This is a genomic window from Amycolatopsis sp. NBC_01307 (assembly GCF_035975215.1).
Lineage (GTDB): Bacteria > Actinomycetota > Actinomycetes > Mycobacteriales > Pseudonocardiaceae > Amycolatopsis.
Window position 1 is genome coordinate 5,886,431 of record NZ_CP108403.1, and the last position, 21,080, is coordinate 5,907,510.

Here is a 21,080-nt window from a genome sequence, read left to right on the forward strand (position 1 = left end):
CGACACGAACGGTCCGTTCGCGCCGCCGCCGATTCCCGGTTCGTCGGTGCCATGGGGTAGACGTGGGGACGTGGACACCACCAGCACCACCCCAGCACTCCGCGACCGCGCCGAGACCCTCCTCCGGGCGCTCGCCGGCGACTCGGCGAAGCTGCGCGAAGACCAGTGGACGGCCATCGAGGCCTTGGTCGCGGAGCGGCGTCGCGCGCTCGTCGTGCAACGCACCGGGTGGGGCAAGTCGGCGGTCTATTTCCTGGCCACGGCTCTGCTGCGCGAACAGGGCAGCGGGCCGACGGTGATCGTCTCGCCGCTGCTGGCCCTGATGCGCAACCAGATCTCGGCGGCGGCGAAGGCCGGGATCCACGCGGCGACGATGAACTCCGCGAACCCGCAGGAGTGGGAGCACGTCCAGGCGTCGGTCGCGGCCGGCGAGATCGACGTCCTGCTGGTCAGCCCCGAACGGCTGAACAACCCGGACTTCCGCGACAACGTGCTGCCGAAGCTGACCGCGAGCACCGGCCTGCTGGTGGTCGACGAAGCGCACTGCATCTCCGACTGGGGCCACGACTTCCGGCCGGACTACCGGCGGCTGCGCACGCTGCTGGGCGACCTGCCCGACGGCGTGCCGGTGCTGGCGACCACCGCGACGGCGAACGACCGCGTCGTCACCGACGTCGCCGAGCAGCTGGGCATGGGCAGCGGCGGCGACACGCTGGTGCTGCGCGGCAGCCTCGACCGGGAAAGCCTGCGGCTGTCGGTCTGCCGGCTGCCGACGTCGCAGGCGCGGCTCGCGTGGCTCGCGGAGCACCTGGCCGAGCTGCCGGGGTCGGGGATCATCTACACGCTGACGGTCGCGGCGGCGCACGACGTCGCCTCCCTGCTGAAGGACCGCGGCTACCCGGTGGCGGCCTACACCGGGAAGACCGACCCGGCCGACCGGCAGGCGGCCGAGGACGACCTGCTCGGCAACCGCGTCAAGGCGCTGGTCGCGACGTCCGCGCTGGGCATGGGGTTCGACAAGCCGGACCTCGGGTTCGTCGTGCACCTCGGGGCGCCGTCGTCGCCGATCGCGTACTACCAGCAGGTCGGCCGCGCCGGGCGTGGTGTGGAGCGCGCGGAGGTCGTCCTGCTGCCCGGCGAGGAGGACCGGGCGATCTGGGCGTACTTCGGGTCGCTGGCGTTCCCGGACGAGCTGCGGGTGACGCAGGTGCTGAACTCGCTCGCCTACGCCGACCGTCCACTTTCGACGGCCGCGCTCGAGCCGTCGGTGGAGCTTTCCCGCTCCCGCCTGGAAATGGTGCTCAAGGTGCTGGACGTCGACGGCGCGGTCCGGCGCGTGAAGGGCGGCTGGGAGAGCACGGGCGAAGACTGGCAGTACGACCGCAGCCGCTACCAGCGCGTCGCGGAAGCGCGTGACCGCGAGCAGGAAGCGATGCTCGGTTACCTGGCGACCGGCGACTGCCGGATGGAGTACCTGCGGCGTCAGCTCGACGACCCGGACGCGGCGCCGTGCGGGCGGTGCGACAACTGCACCGGGCAGCACTGGGACACGTCGGTGACCGACGAGGTCGTCAACGCGACACGGGAACGCCTGCAACGTCCGGGTGTCGAGGTCGCGCCGCGGAAGCAGTGGCCCACCGGGATGTCCTCTTTGGACGTTCCGGTCTCCGGCCGGATCGGCGCCGACGACCAGGCCGAGCCAGGGCAGGTCCTCGGGCGGCTGACGGACGTCGGCTGGGGCAACCGGCTGCGGGAGCTCGTCGGCCCGACGGCGCAGGACGCGGACGTGCCGGACTCGGTGTTCAAGGCGTGCGTCCAGGTGCTGGCCGGGTGGCAGTGGTCGGAGCGGCCGGTGGCGGTCGTCGCGGTGCCGTCGTCGACGCGGCCGCAGCTGGTCTACAGCCTCGCGACGCGGCTGGCGGACATCGGCAAGCTCGACTTCCTCGGGGCGCTCGACGCGGACGGCCCGCCGCCGCGCCAGGCGAACAGCGCGCAACGGCTGGCCGACCTGTGGCGGCGGCTGAGCATGCCGGCCGACCTGGCCGCGGCGTTGCCCGCGGGGCCGATCCTGCTGGTCGACGACGTCATCGACACCGGCTGGACGATGACGCTGGCGACCCGGCTGCTGCGGCGGGCCGGGGCGCCCGCGGTGCTGCCGTTCGCGTTGGCCAGCACGGCCTGATCTCGGGCCGCCCGGCGGCGACTCTGCCGGGCGGCACCCTCGGCGGGCGAGCCGACGCTCGTGCTTGAGTCCCGATTTCGCGTGACTGGCGGCGCGACTCGCGTGATTGAGCCCGGATCTCGCGTGACCGGCGGCGGGACTCGCGTGATTGCACGCGGATCTCGCGTGATCAGGCGGGCATCGCGTGTGATTGGGGAGTCATCACGCGTGATTAGAGGGACATCACGCGTGATTGAAGGGACGACTCGCGTGCCTGGAGGGTCGGGCTGCGGGGTCGGGCGTCGCGTGATTTAGGTGACAGAACGATCTGTCTTGTTTTGGTTGACCGTGGAGGCTGGGGGCGGCATGCTGAGCGCCAGTTGAGACAGAACGTTCTGTATCAGGTGGAGGTTGTCGTGGGTGCTCGGACTGTGGTTCTGGTGCATGGGCTGTGGATGACGCCGTTGAGCTGGGAGGGGTGGGTCGAGCGGTACGAGGCCGCCGGGTTTCGGGTGCTGGCGCCGTCGTGGCCGGGGCTGGAAGGTGGGGTCGAGGCCATCAGGAAGGATCCGAGTCCGCTTGCGGGGCTGGGGATCGGTGAGATCGTCGACCACTACGAGCGGATCATCCGCGGGCTCGACGAGCCGCCGATCATCATGGGGCACTCCTTCGGCGGCACCTTCACGCAGCTGCTGCTGAACCGCGGGGTGGGCGCGGCGGGCGTCGCGATCGACTCGGGGCCCGTCAAGGGGGTGCTGGGGCTGCCGCTGTCGACGTTGCGGTCGGCGCGGCCCGTGCTCGGGAATCCCTTCAACCGCAACAAAGCCGTGCCGCTCACGCCGAAGCAGTTCCGCTACGCCTTCACCAACACGCTGACCGAGCAGCAGTCGCAGGAGGTCTACGACCGGTACCACGTCCCCGGCTCCGCCCGCGTGCTGTTCCAGGGCGCCTTCGCGAACTTCAACCCCCAGTCGCCGACCAAGGTGGACTTCGCCGCGAAGAAGGCGCCGCTGCTGTTCATCGCCGGCGGTGCGGACCACATCGTGCCGCCGTCGCTGAACAAGGAGAACGTCCGGCGCTACCACCGGGCGCCGTCGGTCACCGACTACGCCGAGTTCCCGGGGCGGACGCACTACACCGTCGGGCAGGACGGCTGGGAGGAAGTGGCCGACAAGGCGCTGAGCTGGGCCGTCGAGCAGACGACGGGTTCCGCCGGCTGAACCGGACGGTCGGGATCTTTCGTACCGCCGACGAATGTGGCAAAGTCGCGTTCCACCTTCGGGGGACGTGGAGGCTGCCATGACCGTGCGGGTCCAGCACCGGCTGCCGGTGCGCAAGCTGTTCGCGGCGAGCGCGGGCAACGCGCTGGAGTGGTTCGACTGGACGATCTACGCGACGTTCAGCATCTACTTCGCCGGCGCGTTCTTCCCGTCCGGCAACGACACCCTCGCCCTGATCAACACGTTCGCCACCTACGCGCTCGCGTTCTTCTTCCGCCCGCTCGGCGGAGTGCTGCTCGGGCGCTTCGCCGACACGCGCGGCCGCAAGCCCGCCATGATCCTCACCATCGTGCTCATGGCGGGCGGCTCGGTCGCGATCGGCGTGCTGCCGACGTTCGCGCAGGTCGGCTGGCTCGCGCCGCTCCTGCTGCTGCTCGCCCGGATCGCGCAGGGGCTCTCGCTCGGCGGCGAGGTGTCGAACGCGTCGGCCTACCTGGGCGAGATCGCGCCGGCCGCGCGGCGGGGCCGGTACTCGGCGTTCTTCTACATCTCGACCGGCTCCGCGGTGCTCGTCGCGACCGTGCTCGGGTTCGTGCTGTCGCGGACACTCGACAAGGCGCAGCTCGCGACCTGGGGCTGGCGGCTGCCGTTCCTGCTGGGCGGCGTCTTCGGCGTGGTCGGGCTGTGGCTGCGCCGCAGCCTCGCCGAGACCGAGCTGTTCGAGCGGACGAAGACCAAGGCGCGGAAGCTCGAGCGGCCGCTGCTGACCACGCTGACGCACCACCCGAAGGCCGTCGGCCGGCTCGTCGGGTTCTCCATGCTCTCGACGCTCTGCTACTACACGTTCTTCAGCGCGCTCACGTCGTTCGCGGTGAAGAACCGGCACGCCGACGCCGGGGCCGTGTTCCTCGCGCTGTCCGTCGGCACGGTGCTGTTCATCGCGCTGCAGTACCCGATGGGCGCGCTCGCGGACCGGGTCGGGCGGAAGCCGCAGCTGCTCGTGTGGTCCGGGGCGACCGCCGTCGTCATCGTGCCACTGTCCACTTTGATCGGTCCGGACGTCGGCGGCCTGCTCGTCGTGTTCTGCGTCGGGCTCGGTCTGTACACGGCGATGACGTCGATCGCGCCGGCGATCATGAGCGAGCTGTTCCCCACCGAGCTGCGCGGGCTGGGGATCGGCGCCTGGTACAACCTGACCGTCGCCGTCTTCGGCGGGACCGCTCCCCTGCTCATCACGGTGTTCGGCGCGATCTCGCCGACGCTCTACTTCTGGTACGTCGCCGCCGGTGCCGCGATCGCGTTCGCCGTGATCCTGACGCTGCCGGAGACGAAGGGCAGCGAGCTGGGGTAATCCCGTCGTCGCCGGCCGGTGCCGCTCGCTAGGCTGTGACATCCGGGGCTCCGCCCCGTGCCGGGGGCTTCGCCACCCTGACCCCCTCAAGCAGTTGAGGGCTTCACTGACCGAGCCGAAGGAGGGACACCGTGCACACCGCCGACGTTACCGAGGAGCTGGCGCGCCGCGTGGTGGCCGCCGCCGGCCGGGCCCTGGACGTGGACCTGACGCCGGAGCAGGCGCTGATCCAGGCGTCGCCGCGTGACGGCGTCGACTACCAGGCCAACCTCGCGATGAGTCTCGGCAAGAAGCTCGGCCGGCCGCCGCGCGAGGTCGCGACGCTGATCGCCGAAGCCGTGGAGCTGGACGGGATCGCGGACGCGCCCGAAATCGCCGGGCCGGGCTTCCTCAACTTCGTGCTGCGCAAGGACTGGCTGGAATCGCGCACGGCCGCGGTGCTCGGCGACGCGCGGCTCGGCGTGCCGAAGACGGCTGAGCCGCGCACGATCGCGCTCGACTACAGCAGCCCGAACGTCGCGAAGGAGATGCACGTCGGGCACCTGCGCTCGTCCGTGATCGGCGACGCCCTCGCGCGCCTGCTGCGCTTCGCGGGCCACGAAGTGTTGCCGCACAACCACCTCGGCGACTGGGGCACGCCGTTCGGCATGCTCATCGAGCACCTGCTCGACGTCCCGTCCGAGCAGCGCGCGATCGCCGACCTCGACGCCTTCTACCGCGAAGCACGCCGGAAGTTCGACAGCGACGAAGCGTTCGCGACGCGGGCGCGCACCCGCGTCGTGCTGCTGCAGAGCGGCGACGAAGACACCCTCGCCGTGTGGCGGACCCTCGTCGACGAGTCGACCCGGCACTTCGACGAGGTCTACGCGCTGCTCGGGATCTCCTTGACGGACAAGGACATCTACGGTGAGAGCTTCTACAACCCGTACCTCGCCGCGGTCGTCGACGATCTCGAAGCGGCCGGGCTGACCGAGCTCAGCGACGGCGCCGTCTGCGTGTTCCCGGAGGGGTTCCGCAACCGGGAAGGCGACCGGCTGCCGCTGATCGTCCGCAAGCGCGACGGCGGCTACGGCTACGCCGCCACGGACCTGGCCACCGTCCGGTACTGGACGACCGTGCGCGGCGCCACCGACCTGCTCTACGTCGTCGGGACGCCGCAGGCGCAGCACTTCGCCATGGTGTTCTCGGCCTGCCGCACGGCGGGCTGGCTGACCGGGCACGCCGAGCACGTCGGCTTCGGCACCGTGCTGGGCGCGGACGGCAAGACCATGCGGACGCGGGCCGGCGAGACCATCAAACTGGTCGACCTGCTCACCGAAGCCGTGACGCAGGCCGCCGTGGTCGTCGCCGAACGCAGTGAGCTCGACGCGGCCGGGCAGGCCGAGGTCGCCCGCGCGGTGGGCATCGGCGCGGTCAAGTACGCCGACCTCTCCGGCGACCGCGAGCGCGACTACGTCTTCGCCTGGGAACGCATGCTCGCCAAGGAGGGCAACACCTCGGTGTACCTCCAGTACGCCCACGCGCGGACGCGCTCGATCCTGCGCAAGGCGGGCGGCGAGCCCGAGGGCACGCGGATCCTGCTGGACGAACCGGCGGAACGGGCGCTCGCGCTGAAGCTGCTGCGGTTCGGCGAAGCCCTTCAGGCGGCGACAAGCGCGTACGCGCCGCACAAGCTCTGCACGTACCTTTACGAGACCGCCGTCGCGTTTTCCCGGTTCTACGACGATTGTCCGGTCCTCAAGGCGCCGACCCCCGAGCTGCGCGCGTCCCGGCTGCGGTTGACTACGCTGACGGCGCACACGCTCGCGCTCGGGCTTTCCCTGCTCGGCATCGACGCGCCCGACCAGCTCTAGCGGGAGACCACTGTGGAACTGCCCGGCGACCTGCTCGCGCTGCTGCGCGAGCCCAGCCTCTGCTTCCTGGCGACGTCGATGCCGGACGGCTCGCCGCAGCTCACCCAGACCTGGGTGGACACCGACGGCACGCACATCCTGGTGAACACCGTGCTGGGCCACCAGAAGCAACGCAACATCGAGCGTGACCCGCGGGTGGCGCTCAACGTCGCCGACCGCGAGCGGACGTCGCGCTACTACGCGATCCGCGGCCAGGTCGTCGGGATGACCGAAGACGGCGCCGTCGAGCACATCGAGAAGCTGGCGCAGCGGTACCTCGGCGGCCCGTACCCGTGGTGGGGCGGGCGCGACCAGACGCGGCTGCTGCTGACGATCAAGCCGGACCGGATCAGCGGGACGTAGGCGCCGGCAGTTCGTCGGCCGTCAGCTCCGGGGCTCGGACAGGACGAGGACCACCGTGCCGCTCGCGAACGTGCGGGTCTCGACCTTGCCGAACCGCCCGGTGACGCCCGCGCCGAAAAGCTGCTCGCCGGCGCCGCGCAGCACCGGGTGGATCCACAGGCGCAGCTCGTCGAGCAGCCCGTGCGTGACGAGCGTGCGGGCGACGGGACCGTAGCCGTACACCAGGATGTCCGCGCCCGGCGCCTGCTTCAGCTCCCGCACGGCGTCGGGCAGGTCGCCGGTCAGCACGGTCGTGTTGTTCCACTCCGGCGAGGTCAAGGTGGTCGAGGCGACGTACTTGACCATCTTGTTCATGGTGTCGCTGAACTCGTCGCCGCTGCGGGCCGGCCACGCTCCGGCGAAGCTGTGGTAGGTGGCCCGGCCCATCAGCAGGGCGTCGCTGGCGCGCAGCTGGTCGAGCGCGAACGCGCCGGCGGCCTCGTCGAAGTAGTCCAGGGACCACAGGTGCGGCTCGGAGACGACGCCGTCGAGGGTCACGTAGGTCGAGTTGACGATCTTGCGCATCGGGGTCTCCCGGGTTCGGTGGCTGGGCCCCGAGGTTCGGCGGCGACGCTTCCGGTGGGCTATCGACGCGCTATCGGCCGCCGCTCGCGTGCTGCGCGACGTCGGCGAGGAGCAGCTCGGCCCGGTGAGCGTGCTCCGCGGCCGTCACGGCGTCCCCGGCCAGCTCGCCGAGCCGCCGGTGCGCCCGCGCCTGCAGGTGCCGGTCACCCGTCACGCCGGCCACGGTGACCGCCTCGGTGAACCGGGCGGTGGCCGTGACGGCGTCGCCCGCCGCGACGGCGACCCGGCCCTGGCCGAACAACGCGTACCCGACGCCGATCCGGTCCCCCAGACCGGAAGCGATCTCGAGGACCCGGTCCACCGCCACCCCGGCGGCGGCGACGTGCCCGGCAGCCAGTTCGACGTCGGCGCTGCGGTAGCGGATCTGCGCTTCGGTGCGCGACGCGCCCGCGTCCCGCGCGAGCCGCAGCGCCTCGGCCACCTGGCCGGCGGCGTCGCCGAGCGCGCGAGCGTCGAGGTCGAGGCGGGCGAGCTCGGACCGCGCGTGGGCTTCGCCGCTGCGGTCGCCGGCCGCGTGCAGCAGCGGCAACGCCTCGGTGGCGCAGGCCCGGGCCGCGGCGAGGTCGCCGTTCAGCCGCCGGACCGTGGCGAGCTGCCGGAGCGTCGCGCCGACGCCGTGGCCGATCCCGGCGGCGCGGAACCCGGCCAGCGCGGGTTCGAGGTGCCGGGCGGCGTCGCCGGGGCGGCCCTGGTGGACGAGCAGGGCGCCCAGCGAATAGCGGGCCGCGGCGGCGCCGACCGGGTCGCCGGCGCGGTCCGCCGACGTGATCGCGAGCTGCGCGACCTCCCGCCAGTCGTCGAAGTAGCCGCGGATCTCGAACAGCGCCGCGGCCGTGACGGCCAGCTCCCAGCACAGGTCGTCCCACTCCGCGGCCGCCGCTTCCCGCACGGCCGTGACGAGCGCGAAGCGCTCTTCGTCGACCCACTGCAACGGCGCCCGGCGGACGGCGGCCGTCGCCGAGGCCGGCGGCTCCCGGCGGGGCGCGGTCCCGCGCAGGTCGAGGCGGTCGCCGAACTCGGGGCGCTGGGCCTGTGCGGCGAGACTGAGCCAGCCGGAGCCGAGGCGGCGCAGGGCCGCCGCGTGCTCGGCGACGCTGTCCTCGGCCGCCGCGCGCTCGGTCGCGAAGACGCGCACGAGGTCGTGGAACCGCCAGCGCCGGGACAACGCCGAGGGCGGGGCGCCGTCGGCGATCAGGTTGGCTTCGAGCAGTTCCGCGAGCGCGTCTTCGGCCGTGACGTGCGGGAGGTCCAGCAGCGCGCCCGGCGCCCAGTGCGGCAGGTCGGGGTGCTGCGGCGTGGCCATCCGGCGGAACAGGGACCGGGCCGGGTCGCTCAAGCCGTGGTAGGACAACGCGATCGTCGACCGCAGCTGGACCCCGCGGAAGGACAGCTCGTCCAGGCGCCGTTTTTCGTCGGTCAGCCGGTCCAGCAGGTCGCCGAGCGCCCAGTGGTCGCGGGACGCGAGCTTCGCCCCGGCGATGCTCAGCGCGAGCGGCAGCCGGTCGCACGCGGCGACGAGCGCCTCGGCCGCCTCCGGTTCGGCGCGCAGCCGTTCGTCGCCGACGAACGTCGCGAGCAGCCGCAGCGCGACGTCCTCCTCGAGCACGTCGAGCTGGACGCCGGCCGCGCCGGGCAGGCCGGTGAGCCGCGCCCGTGACGTCGTGAGGACCGCGCAGCCGGCCGAGCCGGGCAGCAGCGGCAGGACGTCCGCCTCCCGCCGGACGCCGTCGAGCACGACGAGGACCCGCCGGTCGGCCAGCCGCGTGCGGTACAGCTCGGCGCGTTCGCGCGGATCGCGGGGCAGCAGCTCCTCGGCCATGCCCAGAGCGCGCAGGAAACTGCCGAGCACCCGCGCCGACCAGGTCGTGCTGTCCTCGGCCGAGTCGTCGTGCAGGTCGGCGTAGAGCTGCCCGTCCGGGAACTGCGCGGCGAGTTCGTGCGCGGCCCGCACCGCCAGCGCCGACTTGCCGACGCCGCCGGCGCCGGAGATCCCGACGACCCGGACCGCGAACGGCGTCTGCGGGTCGGCGGGTCCGCACAGCCGCGCGCTGATGGCGCGCAACGCGGCGTCGCGGCCGGTGAAGTTGGTGGCGGGCGCGGGCAGCTGACGCGGCACGGGCGGCGCGACGACGTCCCGGACCGCCGGCCGCTCCCCGGCCAGGATCGCGGCCTGCAGGTCACGCAGCTCCGGGCCCGGTTCGACGCCGAGCTCGTCGACCAGGACGTCCCGCGCCCGCCGGAACGCGGTCAGCGCGTCGGCCCGGCGGCCGCCGCGGTGCAGCGCCCGCATGAGCAGCAGGTGCAGGTTCTCCCGCAGCGGGTGCTCGTCGACCAGGGCGGTGAGCTCGGGCAGGACGTCGTCGCCGCGCTCGAGCCGGGCCCGGACGCGCTGCTCGACCAGGTCCAGCCGGCGTTCCGCGAGCCGGGTGGCCGCGCGGGTCAGTGCCTCGCTGTCCAGGCCGGCGAACGCGGGACCGCGCCACAACGCGAGCGCCGCTTCGCAGGCGTCGTCGTCCGTCCGGGCCCGCACGGCCAGCTCCGCGAACCGCGTCAGGTCGAGGTCTCCGGCGGCGACGTCGAGCCGGTAGCCCGGCGCGCGGGTGGTGATCGTCGCGAACCCGCCGGCGTCGCGCAGCCGGCGGCGCAGCGCGGACACGCAGATCTGGACCTGCGACCGGGCCGTCGCCGGCGGCTGCTCGCCCCAGAGCGCGTCGACCAGCCGGTCGGCCCCGACCTCGCGGTTGGCGTCGAGCGCGAGGACGGCGAGCACGACGGACTCCCGCGGGCTTCCCACGGGCGTGGCCGGGGACCCGAGCTCGGCGGGCCCGAGCAGGCGGAGTCGCGGCGGCGTGACGGGCTCGGTCATCGTCACCAGTGTCGTCCATAGCGGATCGATAGCGGCCGGATGGGCCGCCCGGCGAAGGTGGTTCCAGTCACCGAAGAACCCGAGGAGTGGTCCGGATGTCCGAAATGGAAACTGTGGAAACGCCGCACGAGCTGGTGCTCACCGACACCTTCCCGGTGTCCCGCGACGAGGTGTGGGCGGCGTGGACCGACCCCGCGCGGTTCGCGGGCTGGTGGGTCGGCCCCGGCTTCCGCACCCACGACCTGGTCATGGAGGTCGAGCCGCGCGGCCGGTTCGCCGCGAAGCAGTCGTCCGAAGCCGGCGACTTCACCATGCCGTTCGCCGGGTTCTACGTCGACGTCGTCCCGGGTGAACGGCTGGTGCTCGGGCTCAGCGACGAGCCGTCGCCGGACGAGCCGATGCGCACCGAGATGACCGTGACGCTGACGGACGTCGACGGCGGCACCCGCCAGGAGTTCCGGCAGACCGGCGTGGTGACCGACGAGCACTTCGCGGCGCTGGAAGCCGGGACGCGGGTCTTCTTCGACCAGCTCGGCGCGCAGCTGGCCGGCCGGGGCTGAGCGCGGTCTCACAGCCCGGCCAGCTCGCGCCGCTTGATCTTCCCCGACGGCGTCGCGGGCAGCCGGTCGACGAACCGGACCAGCCGCGGCCGCTTGTACGGGGCTAGGTGCGGGGTCGTGAACGCGATCAGCTCGTCGGCCGTGGCGGTCTCGCCGGGACGCAGGACGACGTACGCGCAGGCCAGCTCCCCCCTGACGGCGTCCGGCACCGGCCCGGCGGCGACCATCGCGACGGCCGGGTGCCCGGCGAGCACCCGCTCGATCTCGGCCGGGTAGACGTTGTAGCCGCCGGTGATGATCAGGTCCTTCTTGCGGTCGACGACGAACAGGTGGCCGGTGGGGTCGCGGTAGCCGAGGTCGCCGGTGCGCAGCCAGCCGTCCGCGTCCATCGTCTCGGCGGTGGCTTCGGGCCGGTCGTGGTACCCGAGCATCACGACCGGCCCGCGCACCAGCAGCTCGCCGCGGACGCCGTCCGGGACGTCGCGGGCCGGGTCGTCGAGGTCGGCGACGCGGATCTGCACGCCGGGGTAGGCGACGCCGATGGAGCCGAGGACCTCGGGCGCGTGCGGGCTGTGCGTGGTGGCGTGCCCGGACAGCTCGGTCATCCCCCAGACCTGCAGCAGCGGCGCGCCACTGCGCTCCTGCCAGGCCCGCATGGTCGTGACGGCGATCGTCTGGCCGCCGACCGTGCTGCGGGTCAGCGACGAGAGGTCCGCGCGCGCGAGGGCCGGGTCGGCGAGCAGCATCGCGTACATCGCGGGCACGCCTTCGAAGATGGTCGCGCGGTGCTCTTCGATCGCGGCGAAGACGTCTCCGGGTGAGAACCGTTCGCGCAGCACGACTGTCCCGCCGGCGCAGAACGTGCTGTGCACGGCGACGTTTCCGTAGACGTGCGGGAGCGGCAACGCGGTGACGACGACGTCGTCTTCGCGGCGGGCGTGCATCGTGGCGGTGAGCGCGCAGTTGACCAGGACGCCGTAGTGGCTCTGCACCGCGCCCTTCGGATGGCCGGTGGTGCCGGAGGTGTAGGCGATGGTGCACGGACCGTCCACATCGACCGGTTCCCGGGGTGCCGCTTCGAGCAGGTCCGCGAACGGGACGGCGTCCGCGCCGTTGTCGAGGTCCACGACGAGCGCGACGCCGGTGACCCGCTCGCGCAGCGCGCTGGTCGTGATCACGGCCGCGGCCCGGCAGTCCTGGGTGACGTAGCCGAGCTCTTCGGCGGTGAGCAGGGCGTTGGCCGGGTTGACGACCGCGCCGGCCCGCAGCGCACCGTGGTAGGCGGCCAGCCACTCCCAGCGGTTCGGCGCGTAGAGCGTCACGACGTCGCCCGGCGCGATGCCGCGGTCACGCAGGCCGCCGGCCACGGCCGCCGCGGCCGCGTCCAGCTCGCGGTAGGTCAGCGTGCGCGTCGCGGTGACGAGCGCGGTCCGGTCGGGGTGGCGCCGCGCGGCGGTGCGGAGGATGTCGGCGGGGCCGGTCATGCGCGGAGCCTAGGACGGGGCGTTCGGGACAGGTCCCCGATCAGCGGCTTTCAGCGGCGCAGCGGGACGAGGTCGTCGGCGTGGACGACCTCGCGTCGTTGCTCCGGCGGCAGTTCGGGGGTCGAGCGGCCGATCAGGTCCGGCAGCTCGGTCGCGTCGAACGCCACCACTCCGCGCGCCACCGCGCGGTCGTTCGTGTCGACCAGGTCGACGACGTCGCCGGCCTGGAAGTCGCCCTCGACGCCGACGATGCCGGCCGCCAGCAGGGACCGGCGGCGGCGGACCACCGCCGTCACCGCGCCGTCGTCGATGCGGAGCTTGCCCGTGGTGTCCGCCGCGTAGCCCAGCCAGAAGCGGCGGGCCGAGAGGCGGGTGTCCGCCGGCGCGAACGCCGTGCCCGGCGACGCCGTCGTCAGGGCCGGGGACGCCTCCGACGCCGCCGCGAGCAGGACCGGGATGCCCGCCCCCGCCGCGGTGCGGGCCGCGGCCAGTTTGGACACCATGCCGCCCGTGCCCAGCCCGGAGCTGGACATGCCGACCGAGATACCGTCCACATCGGACTCCGAGAGCACCTCGGTGAGCTTGCGGGTGGCACCCTCGCGCGGGTCGCCGTCGTACAGACCGTCCACATCGGACAGCAGGATCAGGGCGTCGGCGCCGATCAGGTGCGCCACCAGGGCGGCGAGCCGGTCGTTGTCGCCGAAGCGGATCTCCTCGGTGGCCACCGTGTCGTTCTCGTTGACCACCGGAACCGCGCCGAGCGCCAGCAGCCGCGAGAACGTCCGCTGCGCGTTGCGGTAGTGCGAACGGCGCACGACGTCGTCGGAGGTGAGCAGCACCTGCCCGACCGTCAGCGAGTACCGCCCGAACGACTCGGCGTAGGCGTGCGCCAAGGCGAGCTGCCCGACGCTCGCCGCCGCCTGCTGGGTGGCGAGGTCCTTCGGCCGCTTGCCCAGCGAAAGCGGCGCCAGGCCGGCGCCGATCGCACCGGAGGAGACCAGCACGATCTGCGTGTCCCGGGCGACCCGGTGCGCGATCGCGTCGACCAGCGCGTCGAGCCGGGTCGCGTCGAGGCCGCTGCCCGCGGTGGTCAGCGCCGAGGAACCGACCTTGACCACCAGCCGCCGGGCGGCGGCGATCGCCTCCCGCGTGCCGCTCACGCGTCCAGGTCCCCGTCGGCGCCTTCCGGCTCGTCCGGGCCGTCACGCCGGATCCGGCGGGCTTCCTTGCGCTCGGACGCGCCGATCCGGTCGTGGTTCTCGAGCCGGACGTCGGTGCCGCGGCCGGACAGGTGCATCGCGACGCTCGGCGTCGACGGCTGCCACTCGAACTGGACGTCGCCGATCGTGACCGGGCTGCCCGGGCGCGCGCCGAGCTTCGCCAGCTTGTCCTCGACGCCGAGGCGGTTGAGGCGGTCGGCGAGGTAGCCGACAGCTTCGTCGTTGCCGAAGCTCGTCTGGCGGATCCACCGCTCCGGGCGCGAGCCGCGCACGATGAAGGCGCCCTCTTCTTCCGGATCGACGTCGACGGTGAACCCTTCGTCGTTGACGGCGAGGGGCCGCAGCACGATCGTCTCCGGCTCCAGCACCGGCTGCATCTCGCGGTACTCCTCGACCACCTTGGCGAGCGCGAAGGTCAGCTCACGCAGGCCCTTGCGCGACGCCGTGGAGATCTCGAACACCTGCAGACCGCGGGCTTCGAACTCCGGCCGGACGAACTCGGCGAGCTCGGCGGCCTCCGGGACGTCGATCTTGTTGAGGACGACCACGCGCGGGCGCTCTTCGAGCTTGCCGCCGAGGCCCGGGGTGTACTTCGAGAGTTCCAGCTCCAGCGCGTCCACATCGGACACCGGATCGCGGCCGGGCTCCAGCGTCGCGCAGTCGACGACGTGCACCAGCACCGCGCAGCGCTCGATGTGGCGCAGGAAGTCGAGCCCGAGGCCCTTGCCTTCGGACGCGCCGGGGATCAGGCCGGGGACGTCGGCCATCGTGAAGACGGTGTCGCCACCGGTGATCACGCCGAGGTTCGGCACGAGCGTGGTGAACGGGTAGTCGGCGATCTTCGGCTTGGCCGCGGACAGCACCGAGATCAGCGACGACTTGCCGGCGGACGGGAAGCCGAGCAGGCCGACGTCGGCGACCGAACGCAGCTCCAGCACGAGGTTGCGGGCTTCACCCGGCTCGCCCAGCAGCGCGAACCCGGGCGCCTTGCGCGCCTTCGACGACAGCGCGCGGTTGCCGAGACCACCGCGGCCGCCCTGGGCCGCGACGAACGTGGTGCCCGGGCCGATGAGGTCGGCGACCATCTGGCCGTCTTCGGTGAACACGACGGTGCCGGACGGCACCTTCATCACCAGGGTCTCCCCCGCCGCGCCCGCGCGGTCGCCGCCCTGGCCCAGCTTGCCGCTGCCCGCCTTGGCGTGCGGGCGGAAGTGGAAGTCGAGCAGGGTGTGCACGTTCGGGTCGACGACCAGCAGGACGTCGCCGCCGTTGCCGCCGTTGCCGCCGTCCGGGCCGCCGAGGGGCTTGAACTTCTCGCGGTGCACCGAGGCGCAGCCGTTCCCACCGTCGCCGGCGGTCAGGTGGATCACCGCGCGGTCCACGAACCGGGACGCCATCACTTGCCTCTTTCATTCGCGAGCAGGGGATACACAAAACAAACGAGGGGTGGCGCCGGATATTCCGGCTCCACCCCTCGTCAGAAGGTCTTCGTCGAAGCCGAAACTCAGGCTTCGACCGGCACGACGATGTTGATGGTCTTGCGACCACGCTTCTCGCCGAACTGGACCGCACCGGCGGCCAGGGCGAACAGCGTGTCGTCGCCGCCACGGCCGACGTTCACGCCGGGGTGGAACTTGGTGCCCCGCTGGCGGATCAGGATCTCGCCGGCGTTGACTTCCTGGCCGCCGAAGCGCTTGACGCCGAGGCGCTGCGCGTTCGAGTCACGACCGTTGCGGGAGCTGGACGCACCCTTCTTGTGAGCCATAGCTCAGTCCTCTTTCAGTCTTGCGAAGATCCGGGAAAGTCCTCAGATGGAGATGGCGGTGACCTCGACGCGGGTCAGCTTCTGCCGGTGACCCTGACGCTTGTGGTAGCCCGTCTTGTTCTTGAACTTGTGGATCCGGATCTTCGGACCCTTGGTCTGCTCGACGACCTTGCCGGTGACCGAGACCTTCGCCAGCGCGTCCACGTCCGTGGTGACATCGCCACCGTCTACGTACAACACGGCGGGGAGAATGTGCTCGGTGCCCGGCTCGCCCTCGAGCTTCTCGACCTCGACCACGTCGCCGACGGCAACCTTGTACTGCTTGCCGCCGGTCTTGACGATCGCGTACGCCGACACGGAAGTCTCCTGCATTACTCGACAATGGGTGGGGGCCCCGCGCGATCGGCCCGCCTCCGGGAAGGCGGTCCTGCTCTCACGCAGGCGGCCTACTCTGGTGGTAGGCCGTACTACAGGTTACGTGGGGTGCCCCGGTGCGTTACCACCGGGGTCCCCCTGGTGTTCAGTTAGCGCTCTGCTCCGAGGCTTTCACCGGCGGACCGGCCGGGCGTGACGCCGCCCGGCGCGGACGGCGCCGGGTGGAGCGCACGGCCGGTTCGGGCACGCTGACCTCGGGTTCGGCGACCGGCTCAGCGGCCTCCGAAGACTCTGTGACGGGCTCTTCCGCCGGCTCGGGCGCCGACGAGCGCTCGACGGCCGGCAGCTCCTCGAGCGGCGCCGGCGTCTCGTCCGCCTCGGTGGTCACCGGGACGTCCGCGACCTCGGTCGCCGGCTCCGGGGCCACCACGGCCTCGGCCGGCGTCTCGGTGGCCTGACCGGCCTCCGCCGTGTCGGTCACCTCCGGGACGGGCCCGTTGCCGTTGAGGGCACCGTGCTCGTGCGGCTGCTCCTTGGCGACCTTGGACGCGTTGGCCATCGCCGCCACCGCGGACGCGATCGACTCGCGCTTCTCCGGCGGCGGGACGGCGTGCACCTCGGCCTTGGCGGCCTCGGCCTGCTCCTTGGCGGCTTCCTCGCCCTTGCCACCACGGCCGCGCGACCGGCGGGAGCTCTTCTCCCCGCCGCCGCTGCCGCCGTTGCCGCCACCGCCACCGTTGCCGCCGTTGCCCCCGTTGCCGCTGGGAGAGTGGGCGGCGATGCCGCCGGCCGTGCGCTGCGGCTCGGTCGAGACGACCACGCCGCGGCCCTTGCAGTGCTCGCACGGCGTCGAGAACGCCTCGAGCAGCCCGGTGCCGATCTTCTTGCGGGTCATCTGCACCAGGCCGAGCGAGGTGACCTCGGCGACCTGGTGGCGGGTGCGGTCGCGGCCGAGGCACTCGGTGAGGCGGCGCAGCACCAGCTCGCGGTTGGACTCGAGCACCATGTCGATGAAGTCGATCACGATGATGCCGCCGATGTCCCGCAGCCGCAGCTGGCGGACGATCTCCTCCGCCGACTCCAGGTTGTTGCGGGTCACCGTCTCCTCGAGGTTGCCGCCCGAGCCCGTGAACTTGCCGGTGTTGACGTCGATGACCGTCATCGCCTCGGTGCGGTCGATGACCAGGTACCCGCCCGAGGGCAGCCAGACCTTGCGGTCGAGGGCCTTGGTGATCTGCTCGTCGATCCGGTGGTCGGCGAAGGCGTCGCCGGTGCCGGTGTAGCGCTTGAGGCGCTCGCCCAGCTCCGGCGCGACGTGCCGGACGTAGTCGTCGATGGTGTCCCAGGACCGGTTGCCCTGGATCTCCAGCTTGGTGAAGTCCTCGGTGAAGAGGTCACGCACGACCTTGACCAGCAGGTCCGGCTCTTCGTAGAGCATGGTCGGCGCGCCGCCCTTGCGGCCGGAGCCGGCGTCGGCCTTCTCCTTGATGATGTCCCACTGGGCCTTCAGGCGGTCGACGTCGCGGCCGAGCTCCTCCTCGCCGATGCCCTCGGAGGCGGTGCGGATGATCACACCCGCGTCCTCCGGGACGATCCGCTTGAGGATGTCCTTGAGCCGGCGGCGCTCGTTCTCCGGCAGCTTGCGGGAGATGCCGGTGGCGCCGCCCGCGGGGACGTACACCAGGAAGCGGCCGGGCAGCGAGATCTGCGTGGTCAGCCGGGCGCCCTTGTGCCCGACCGGGTCCTTGGTCACCTGGACCAGCACGGAGTCGCCGGTGGACAGCGCCTGCTCGATCTTGCGGGCCTTGCCCTCCAGGCCGGCGGCGTCCCAGTCGACCTCACCGGCGTAGAGCACGGCGTTGCGGCCGCGGCCGATGTCGATGAACGCGGCCTCCATGCTCGGCAGCACGTTCTGGACGCGGCCGAGGTAGACGTTGCCGACGATCGAGCCGGAGCCCGACTGCGTCACGAAGTGCTCGACCAGCACGCCGTCCTCGAGCACGGCGATCTGCGTGGAGTCGCCCTTCTCGAGGACGACCATCGTGCGCTCGACCGCCTCGCGGCGGGCGAGGAACTCGGCCTCGGACAGGATCGGGGCGCGGCGGCGGCCGGCCTCGCGGCCGTCGCGGCGGCGCTGGCGCTTGGCCTCGAGCCGGGTCGAGCCGCGGACGCTGCGCACCTCGTCGCGTGCCGCCGGGCGCTCGCGCTCGGCGCGTTCGGCCTGCTCGGCCTTGGCCTGGCGGACGTGGGTGACGGTGTTGGGCGGGTCGTCGGTGCCGGTGTCCCCGGCGTCGTCGCCGTCCGAGCCCTTGCGGCGGCGACGGCGGCGACGGCGCTTGCTGCCGCCTTCACCGTCACTGTCGCCGTCGTTGTCGGCGTCGTCGCCCTCGGGCTCCTCCGCGACGTCCGACTCGTCCTTCGCGGGCTTTTCGTCCGTGTTGCCGTTGCGGGAGCGGCGGCGCGCGGGCGGCGGCTGCTCCTCTTCGGCCTGGGCGTCGTCGCCGTCGTTCTCGTCGCTGCCGTCGGCGCCCTTGCCCCGGCCACGGCCGCGGCGGCCACGGCGACGGCGGCGGCGGCTGTTGGCGTCGTCACCGTCGTCGTCGGCGTCGATGGCCGGCGTGGTGTCCTCGGCCTCTTCTTCCTCGACGATCTCGGGCTCGGGCTGCTGGCGCTTCTGCTTCACCGGGGCCGGAGCCGGCGGCTCCGCGAACGGGTCGGCCGGCTTGCGCGCCGGCTTGGTCGCGGCGGGCTCCGGCGGCAGGAAGACCGGCGACGGCGCGGCGAACACCGGCAGGTGCGCGCGGCTCTTCTGCCGCGGCCGCGGCTTCTCGGTCTCGGCGGGTGCCGGCTCGGGTTCCGGCTTGCGCCGGGTCCGCCCGGTGGGCGCGACCTCGACGTCACCGCCCGAGGTGGGGGCCACCTCGACGTCGCCACCGGAAGCGGGCGCCGCTTCGACGTCACCGCCGGAAGCCGGCGCGACCTCGACGTCGCCGCCGGAGAACGCCTCGGCGACCTTGAGGGCCACTTCCCGGGTCACGCTCGACTGCGCGCTGCGGACGCTTTCGCCCAGTTCGCCCAGCTTCGCGAGGACGTCCCGGCTGTGCGACTCGAGCAGCTTGGCCAGCGCGTGCACCCGGATCCGGGCGGGCAGGTCGGCCAGCGGGCCGGTCGTGGGTGTGGCGGGATTCCCGCCGGTGTGCTCGGCGGGTGTTTCCGCGTTCGACATGTGTCTCCTCCGCCCCCGGGCGCGTCTGCCGGTTCAACCCGGCAGGGACGCGGCCGCGCAGGGGCCCCTTTCTGTTCGTTCCGCCGTGGTGGTCACCAGCGGCGGGAATCCTTGCCCGACGACCGGGCGCCGCACCACCGACTCCCGATGGCGCGCAACCCGGTCAAAGGTCTGCTCGGCGGGTGCCTGCCCAAGCCTCGCGGCCCCCGGGCCGCCCGCCACGTCGTCCAGCCGCCCGGCTTGCGGGCGGCGACGCGCGTGGTGCTGGTTCATGCACTTCACCGGGCCACAATGCCGCAGGCAGCACCTCTCACGTGCGCCCCGCGGCCCAGTGGCCTCCCCGAGTATCCCACACCCGGTGACCGCACCGGTGTAGTCGGTACCTCACGCAGGCCGCCCGGGCGTGCCGCGGGGCACCGGCCGGGCGAACTTGGCCGCAGAGCTTGTCCGCCGGGCGCGGGGTGGCTAGCGTGCGGCTCGGGGTGGCCGGGCGCACGCGCGCCGGCACCCGCGTTCCGGCGTCCGGTGGGAGGTCAAGTGTCCCTGCTGGCGCGGCCGCTGCGGGCGGCCGTGTGCACCGTGCTGGTGCTTTCGGGATGCGTCACCGCCGGTCCGGCGGCGGCCGACGAGCCGTCCTGCGCCCACGGGCGGACCCTGCGTTACGTCGTCACCTTCGACCGTGGCACGGCCGAGTCCGCCGCGCGCGCTCAGATCGCCGGCGCCTGTGGCGCCACGACCGTGTACTACCCGCAGATCGCCGTCGCCGTGGCCACGTCCGGCGATCCGGGGTTCGGGCCGCGGATCGGCCTCGACCGGACGTTCAGCGCCCAGGGCGAGCGGCTGGCCGCGCAGCGCGCGACCGACCCGGTCAAGCCCCAGCCCGCGCGGGCGGCGCTGGCCGCGACCGACCCGGCCCGGGTGCCCGGCACGGACCTGAGCTCCCGGCAGTGGGACATGCAGGCGATCAACGCGGGCTGGGCGCACCGGGTGTCCGAGGGGAGCCGCGACGTCGTGGTCGGCGTGCTCGACTCGGGGATCGACCCGGCCCACCCGGACCTGACCGCGGCACTGGACCGCGACGACTCCGCCGGCTGCCTCACCGGCGCCCCCGACCAGGACCGCGGCGCGTGGGCGCCGACGACGTCGGTGCACGGCACGCACGTGGCCGGCATCATCGCGGCGGCCGACGACGGCCACGGCGTCACCGGCGTGGCGCCCGGCGTGCGCGTCGCCTCGGTGAAGGTGATCGACGACCGCGGGTACGCCGACCCCGAGGCCGCGGTGTGCGGGCTGATGTGGGCGGCGTCGCGGCACATGCAGCTGACGAATAGCAGCTACTTCGTCAACCCGTGGTCGCTGTCGTGCATCCGCGGCGACGACCGCGGCGTCGTGCACGAGGTGCTGGCCAGGGCGGTGGAGTACAGCACGTCGGCGGGCACGCTGAACGTCGCGGCGGCGACCAACGAGGCCGTCGGCCTGACGCCGTCCGCGCGGTCGGGCGCGCCCGGCGCGGGCACCGGGTGCGAGGCCCTGCCGGCCGGGCTGCGGGACGTCGTCGCGGTGTCGGCGGTGGGAGCGGACCGGGTGAAGGCGGGCTACAGCTCGTACGGGCTGGGCGTGATCGACGTCACCGCGCCCGGCGGCGAGACGGGCCGGTGCGTGCTCTCGACGGTCCCGGGCGGGTACGCGCCGCTGTGCGGGACGTCGATGGCGGCGCCGCACGTCGCCGGGGTGCTCGCGCTGCTGGCGTCCCAGCACCCGGGCGCCGGGCCGCGGCAGCTGCGGCGGTCGCTGGACGAGCAGGCGACGCCGATGGCGTGCCCGGCCGACTACGACCTGACCGGCGACGGGATCCAGGACGCGTACTGCGCGGGGTACGAGGGGTTCAACGGCTTCTACGGCCACGGCATGGTGGACGCGATGGCGGCGGTGGCGCCGCGGACCGGGCGGCCGGACCCGGCCCGCTGAGCCGC

General features: G+C 73.0%; 15 protein-coding genes. 7 read left to right on the plus strand and 8 right to left on the minus strand.

Annotated features, from left to right (window positions below):
- The first annotated feature begins 70 nt into the window (after positions 1-70).
- From OG439_RS25250 to OG439_RS25270, 5 genes are all read left to right on the plus strand, one after another.
- Entirely contained in the window at positions 71-2,182 is a 2,112-nt protein-coding gene (locus OG439_RS25250; RefSeq protein ID WP_326943327.1) for a RecQ family ATP-dependent DNA helicase, read from the plus strand.
- A 410-nt stretch (positions 2,183-2,592) separates the two neighbouring features.
- Entirely contained in the window at positions 2,593-3,381 is a 789-nt protein-coding gene (locus tag OG439_RS25255) for an alpha/beta hydrolase (RefSeq protein WP_326943328.1), read from the plus strand.
- A gap of 79 nt (positions 3,382-3,460) precedes the next feature.
- Positions 3,461-4,732, plus strand: a complete 1,272-nt coding sequence (locus tag OG439_RS25260; protein WP_326943329.1) for an MFS transporter — start codon at positions 3,461-3,463, stop codon at positions 4,730-4,732.
- 131 nt (positions 4,733-4,863) lie between these two features.
- Positions 4,864-6,585, plus strand: a complete 1,722-nt coding sequence (gene argS, locus OG439_RS25265) for an arginine--tRNA ligase (protein ID WP_326943330.1) — start codon at positions 4,864-4,866, stop codon at positions 6,583-6,585.
- A 12-nt stretch (positions 6,586-6,597) separates the two neighbouring features.
- Positions 6,598-6,987, plus strand: coding sequence for a PPOX class F420-dependent oxidoreductase (locus OG439_RS25270; RefSeq protein ID WP_326943331.1), 390 nt, complete (start codon positions 6,598-6,600; stop codon positions 6,985-6,987).
- A 21-nt stretch (positions 6,988-7,008) separates the two neighbouring features.
- On the opposite strand, the gene OG439_RS25275 is transcribed toward OG439_RS25270, so the two are convergent.
- The gene (locus OG439_RS25275) at positions 7,009-7,551 is read right to left on the minus strand and encodes a dihydrofolate reductase family protein (RefSeq protein ID WP_326943332.1); all 543 of its coding nucleotides are present in this window, start codon (positions 7,549-7,551) and stop codon (positions 7,009-7,011) included.
- 70 nt (positions 7,552-7,621) lie between these two features.
- Complete coding sequence (locus OG439_RS25280) at positions 7,622-10,477, minus strand: AfsR/SARP family transcriptional regulator (protein ID WP_326943333.1); 2,856 nt, start codon at positions 10,475-10,477, stop codon at positions 7,622-7,624.
- A gap of 95 nt (positions 10,478-10,572) precedes the next feature.
- On the opposite strand from OG439_RS25280, the gene OG439_RS25285 reads away from it, so the two are divergent.
- Positions 10,573-11,037, plus strand: coding sequence for an SRPBCC family protein (locus tag OG439_RS25285; protein ID WP_326943334.1), 465 nt, complete (start codon positions 10,573-10,575; stop codon positions 11,035-11,037).
- 8 nt (positions 11,038-11,045) lie between these two features.
- On the opposite strand, the gene OG439_RS25290 is transcribed toward OG439_RS25285, so the two are convergent.
- From OG439_RS25290 to OG439_RS25315, 6 genes are all read right to left on the minus strand, one after another.
- A complete protein-coding gene (locus OG439_RS25290) occupies positions 11,046-12,521 on the minus strand; it encodes a class I adenylate-forming enzyme family protein (RefSeq protein ID WP_326943335.1) in 1,476 nt (491 codons plus the stop codon).
- A 50-nt stretch (positions 12,522-12,571) separates the two neighbouring features.
- Complete coding sequence (proB, locus tag OG439_RS25295; RefSeq protein WP_326943336.1) at positions 12,572-13,681, minus strand: glutamate 5-kinase; 1,110 nt, start codon at positions 13,679-13,681, stop codon at positions 12,572-12,574.
- A complete protein-coding gene (gene obgE, locus OG439_RS25300; protein ID WP_247055215.1) occupies positions 13,678-15,138 on the minus strand; it encodes a GTPase ObgE in 1,461 nt (486 codons plus the stop codon). Before obgE ends, proB begins: the two co-directional genes overlap by 4 nt.
- Before the next feature lie 107 nt (positions 15,139-15,245).
- Complete coding sequence (rpmA, locus tag OG439_RS25305) at positions 15,246-15,506, minus strand: 50S ribosomal protein L27 (RefSeq protein WP_155545674.1); 261 nt, start codon at positions 15,504-15,506, stop codon at positions 15,246-15,248.
- 42 nt (positions 15,507-15,548) lie between these two features.
- A complete protein-coding gene (rplU, locus tag OG439_RS25310; protein ID WP_247064489.1) occupies positions 15,549-15,863 on the minus strand; it encodes a 50S ribosomal protein L21 in 315 nt (104 codons plus the stop codon).
- A gap of 163 nt (positions 15,864-16,026) precedes the next feature.
- The gene (locus tag OG439_RS25315) at positions 16,027-19,107 is read right to left on the minus strand and encodes a translation initiation factor IF-2 N-terminal domain-containing protein (RefSeq protein ID WP_326943337.1); all 3,081 of its coding nucleotides are present in this window, start codon (positions 19,105-19,107) and stop codon (positions 16,027-16,029) included.
- A gap of 537 nt (positions 19,108-19,644) precedes the next feature.
- Between OG439_RS25315 and OG439_RS25320 the strand changes: the two genes are divergently transcribed.
- Entirely contained in the window at positions 19,645-21,075 is a 1,431-nt protein-coding gene (locus OG439_RS25320; RefSeq protein WP_326943338.1) for a S8 family peptidase, read from the plus strand.
- The last annotated feature ends 5 nt before the right edge of the window (positions 21,076-21,080 follow it).

Coding starts and splice junctions, on each gene's coding strand:
- OG439_RS25260 (WP_326943329.1), top strand. CDS start 3,461: ATGACCGTGCGGGTCCAGCACCGGCTGCCGGTGCGCAAGCTGTTCGCG.
- rpmA (WP_155545674.1), bottom strand. CDS start 15,506: ATGGCTCACAAGAAGGGTGCGTCCAGCTCCCGCAACGGTCGTGACTCG.
- OG439_RS25285 (WP_326943334.1), top strand. CDS start 10,573: ATGTCCGAAATGGAAACTGTGGAAACGCCGCACGAGCTGGTGCTCACC.
- OG439_RS25280 (WP_326943333.1), bottom strand. CDS start 10,477: ATGACCGAGCCCGTCACGCCGCCGCGACTCCGCCTGCTCGGGCCCGCC.
- OG439_RS25315 (WP_326943337.1), bottom strand. CDS start 19,107: ATGTCGAACGCGGAAACACCCGCCGAGCACACCGGCGGGAATCCCGCC.
- OG439_RS25275 (WP_326943332.1), bottom strand. CDS start 7,551: ATGCGCAAGATCGTCAACTCGACCTACGTGACCCTCGACGGCGTCGTC.
- obgE (WP_247055215.1), bottom strand. CDS start 15,138: ATGGCGTCCCGGTTCGTGGACCGCGCGGTGATCCACCTGACCGCCGGC.
- OG439_RS25290 (WP_326943335.1), bottom strand. CDS start 12,521: ATGACCGGCCCCGCCGACATCCTCCGCACCGCCGCGCGGCGCCACCCC.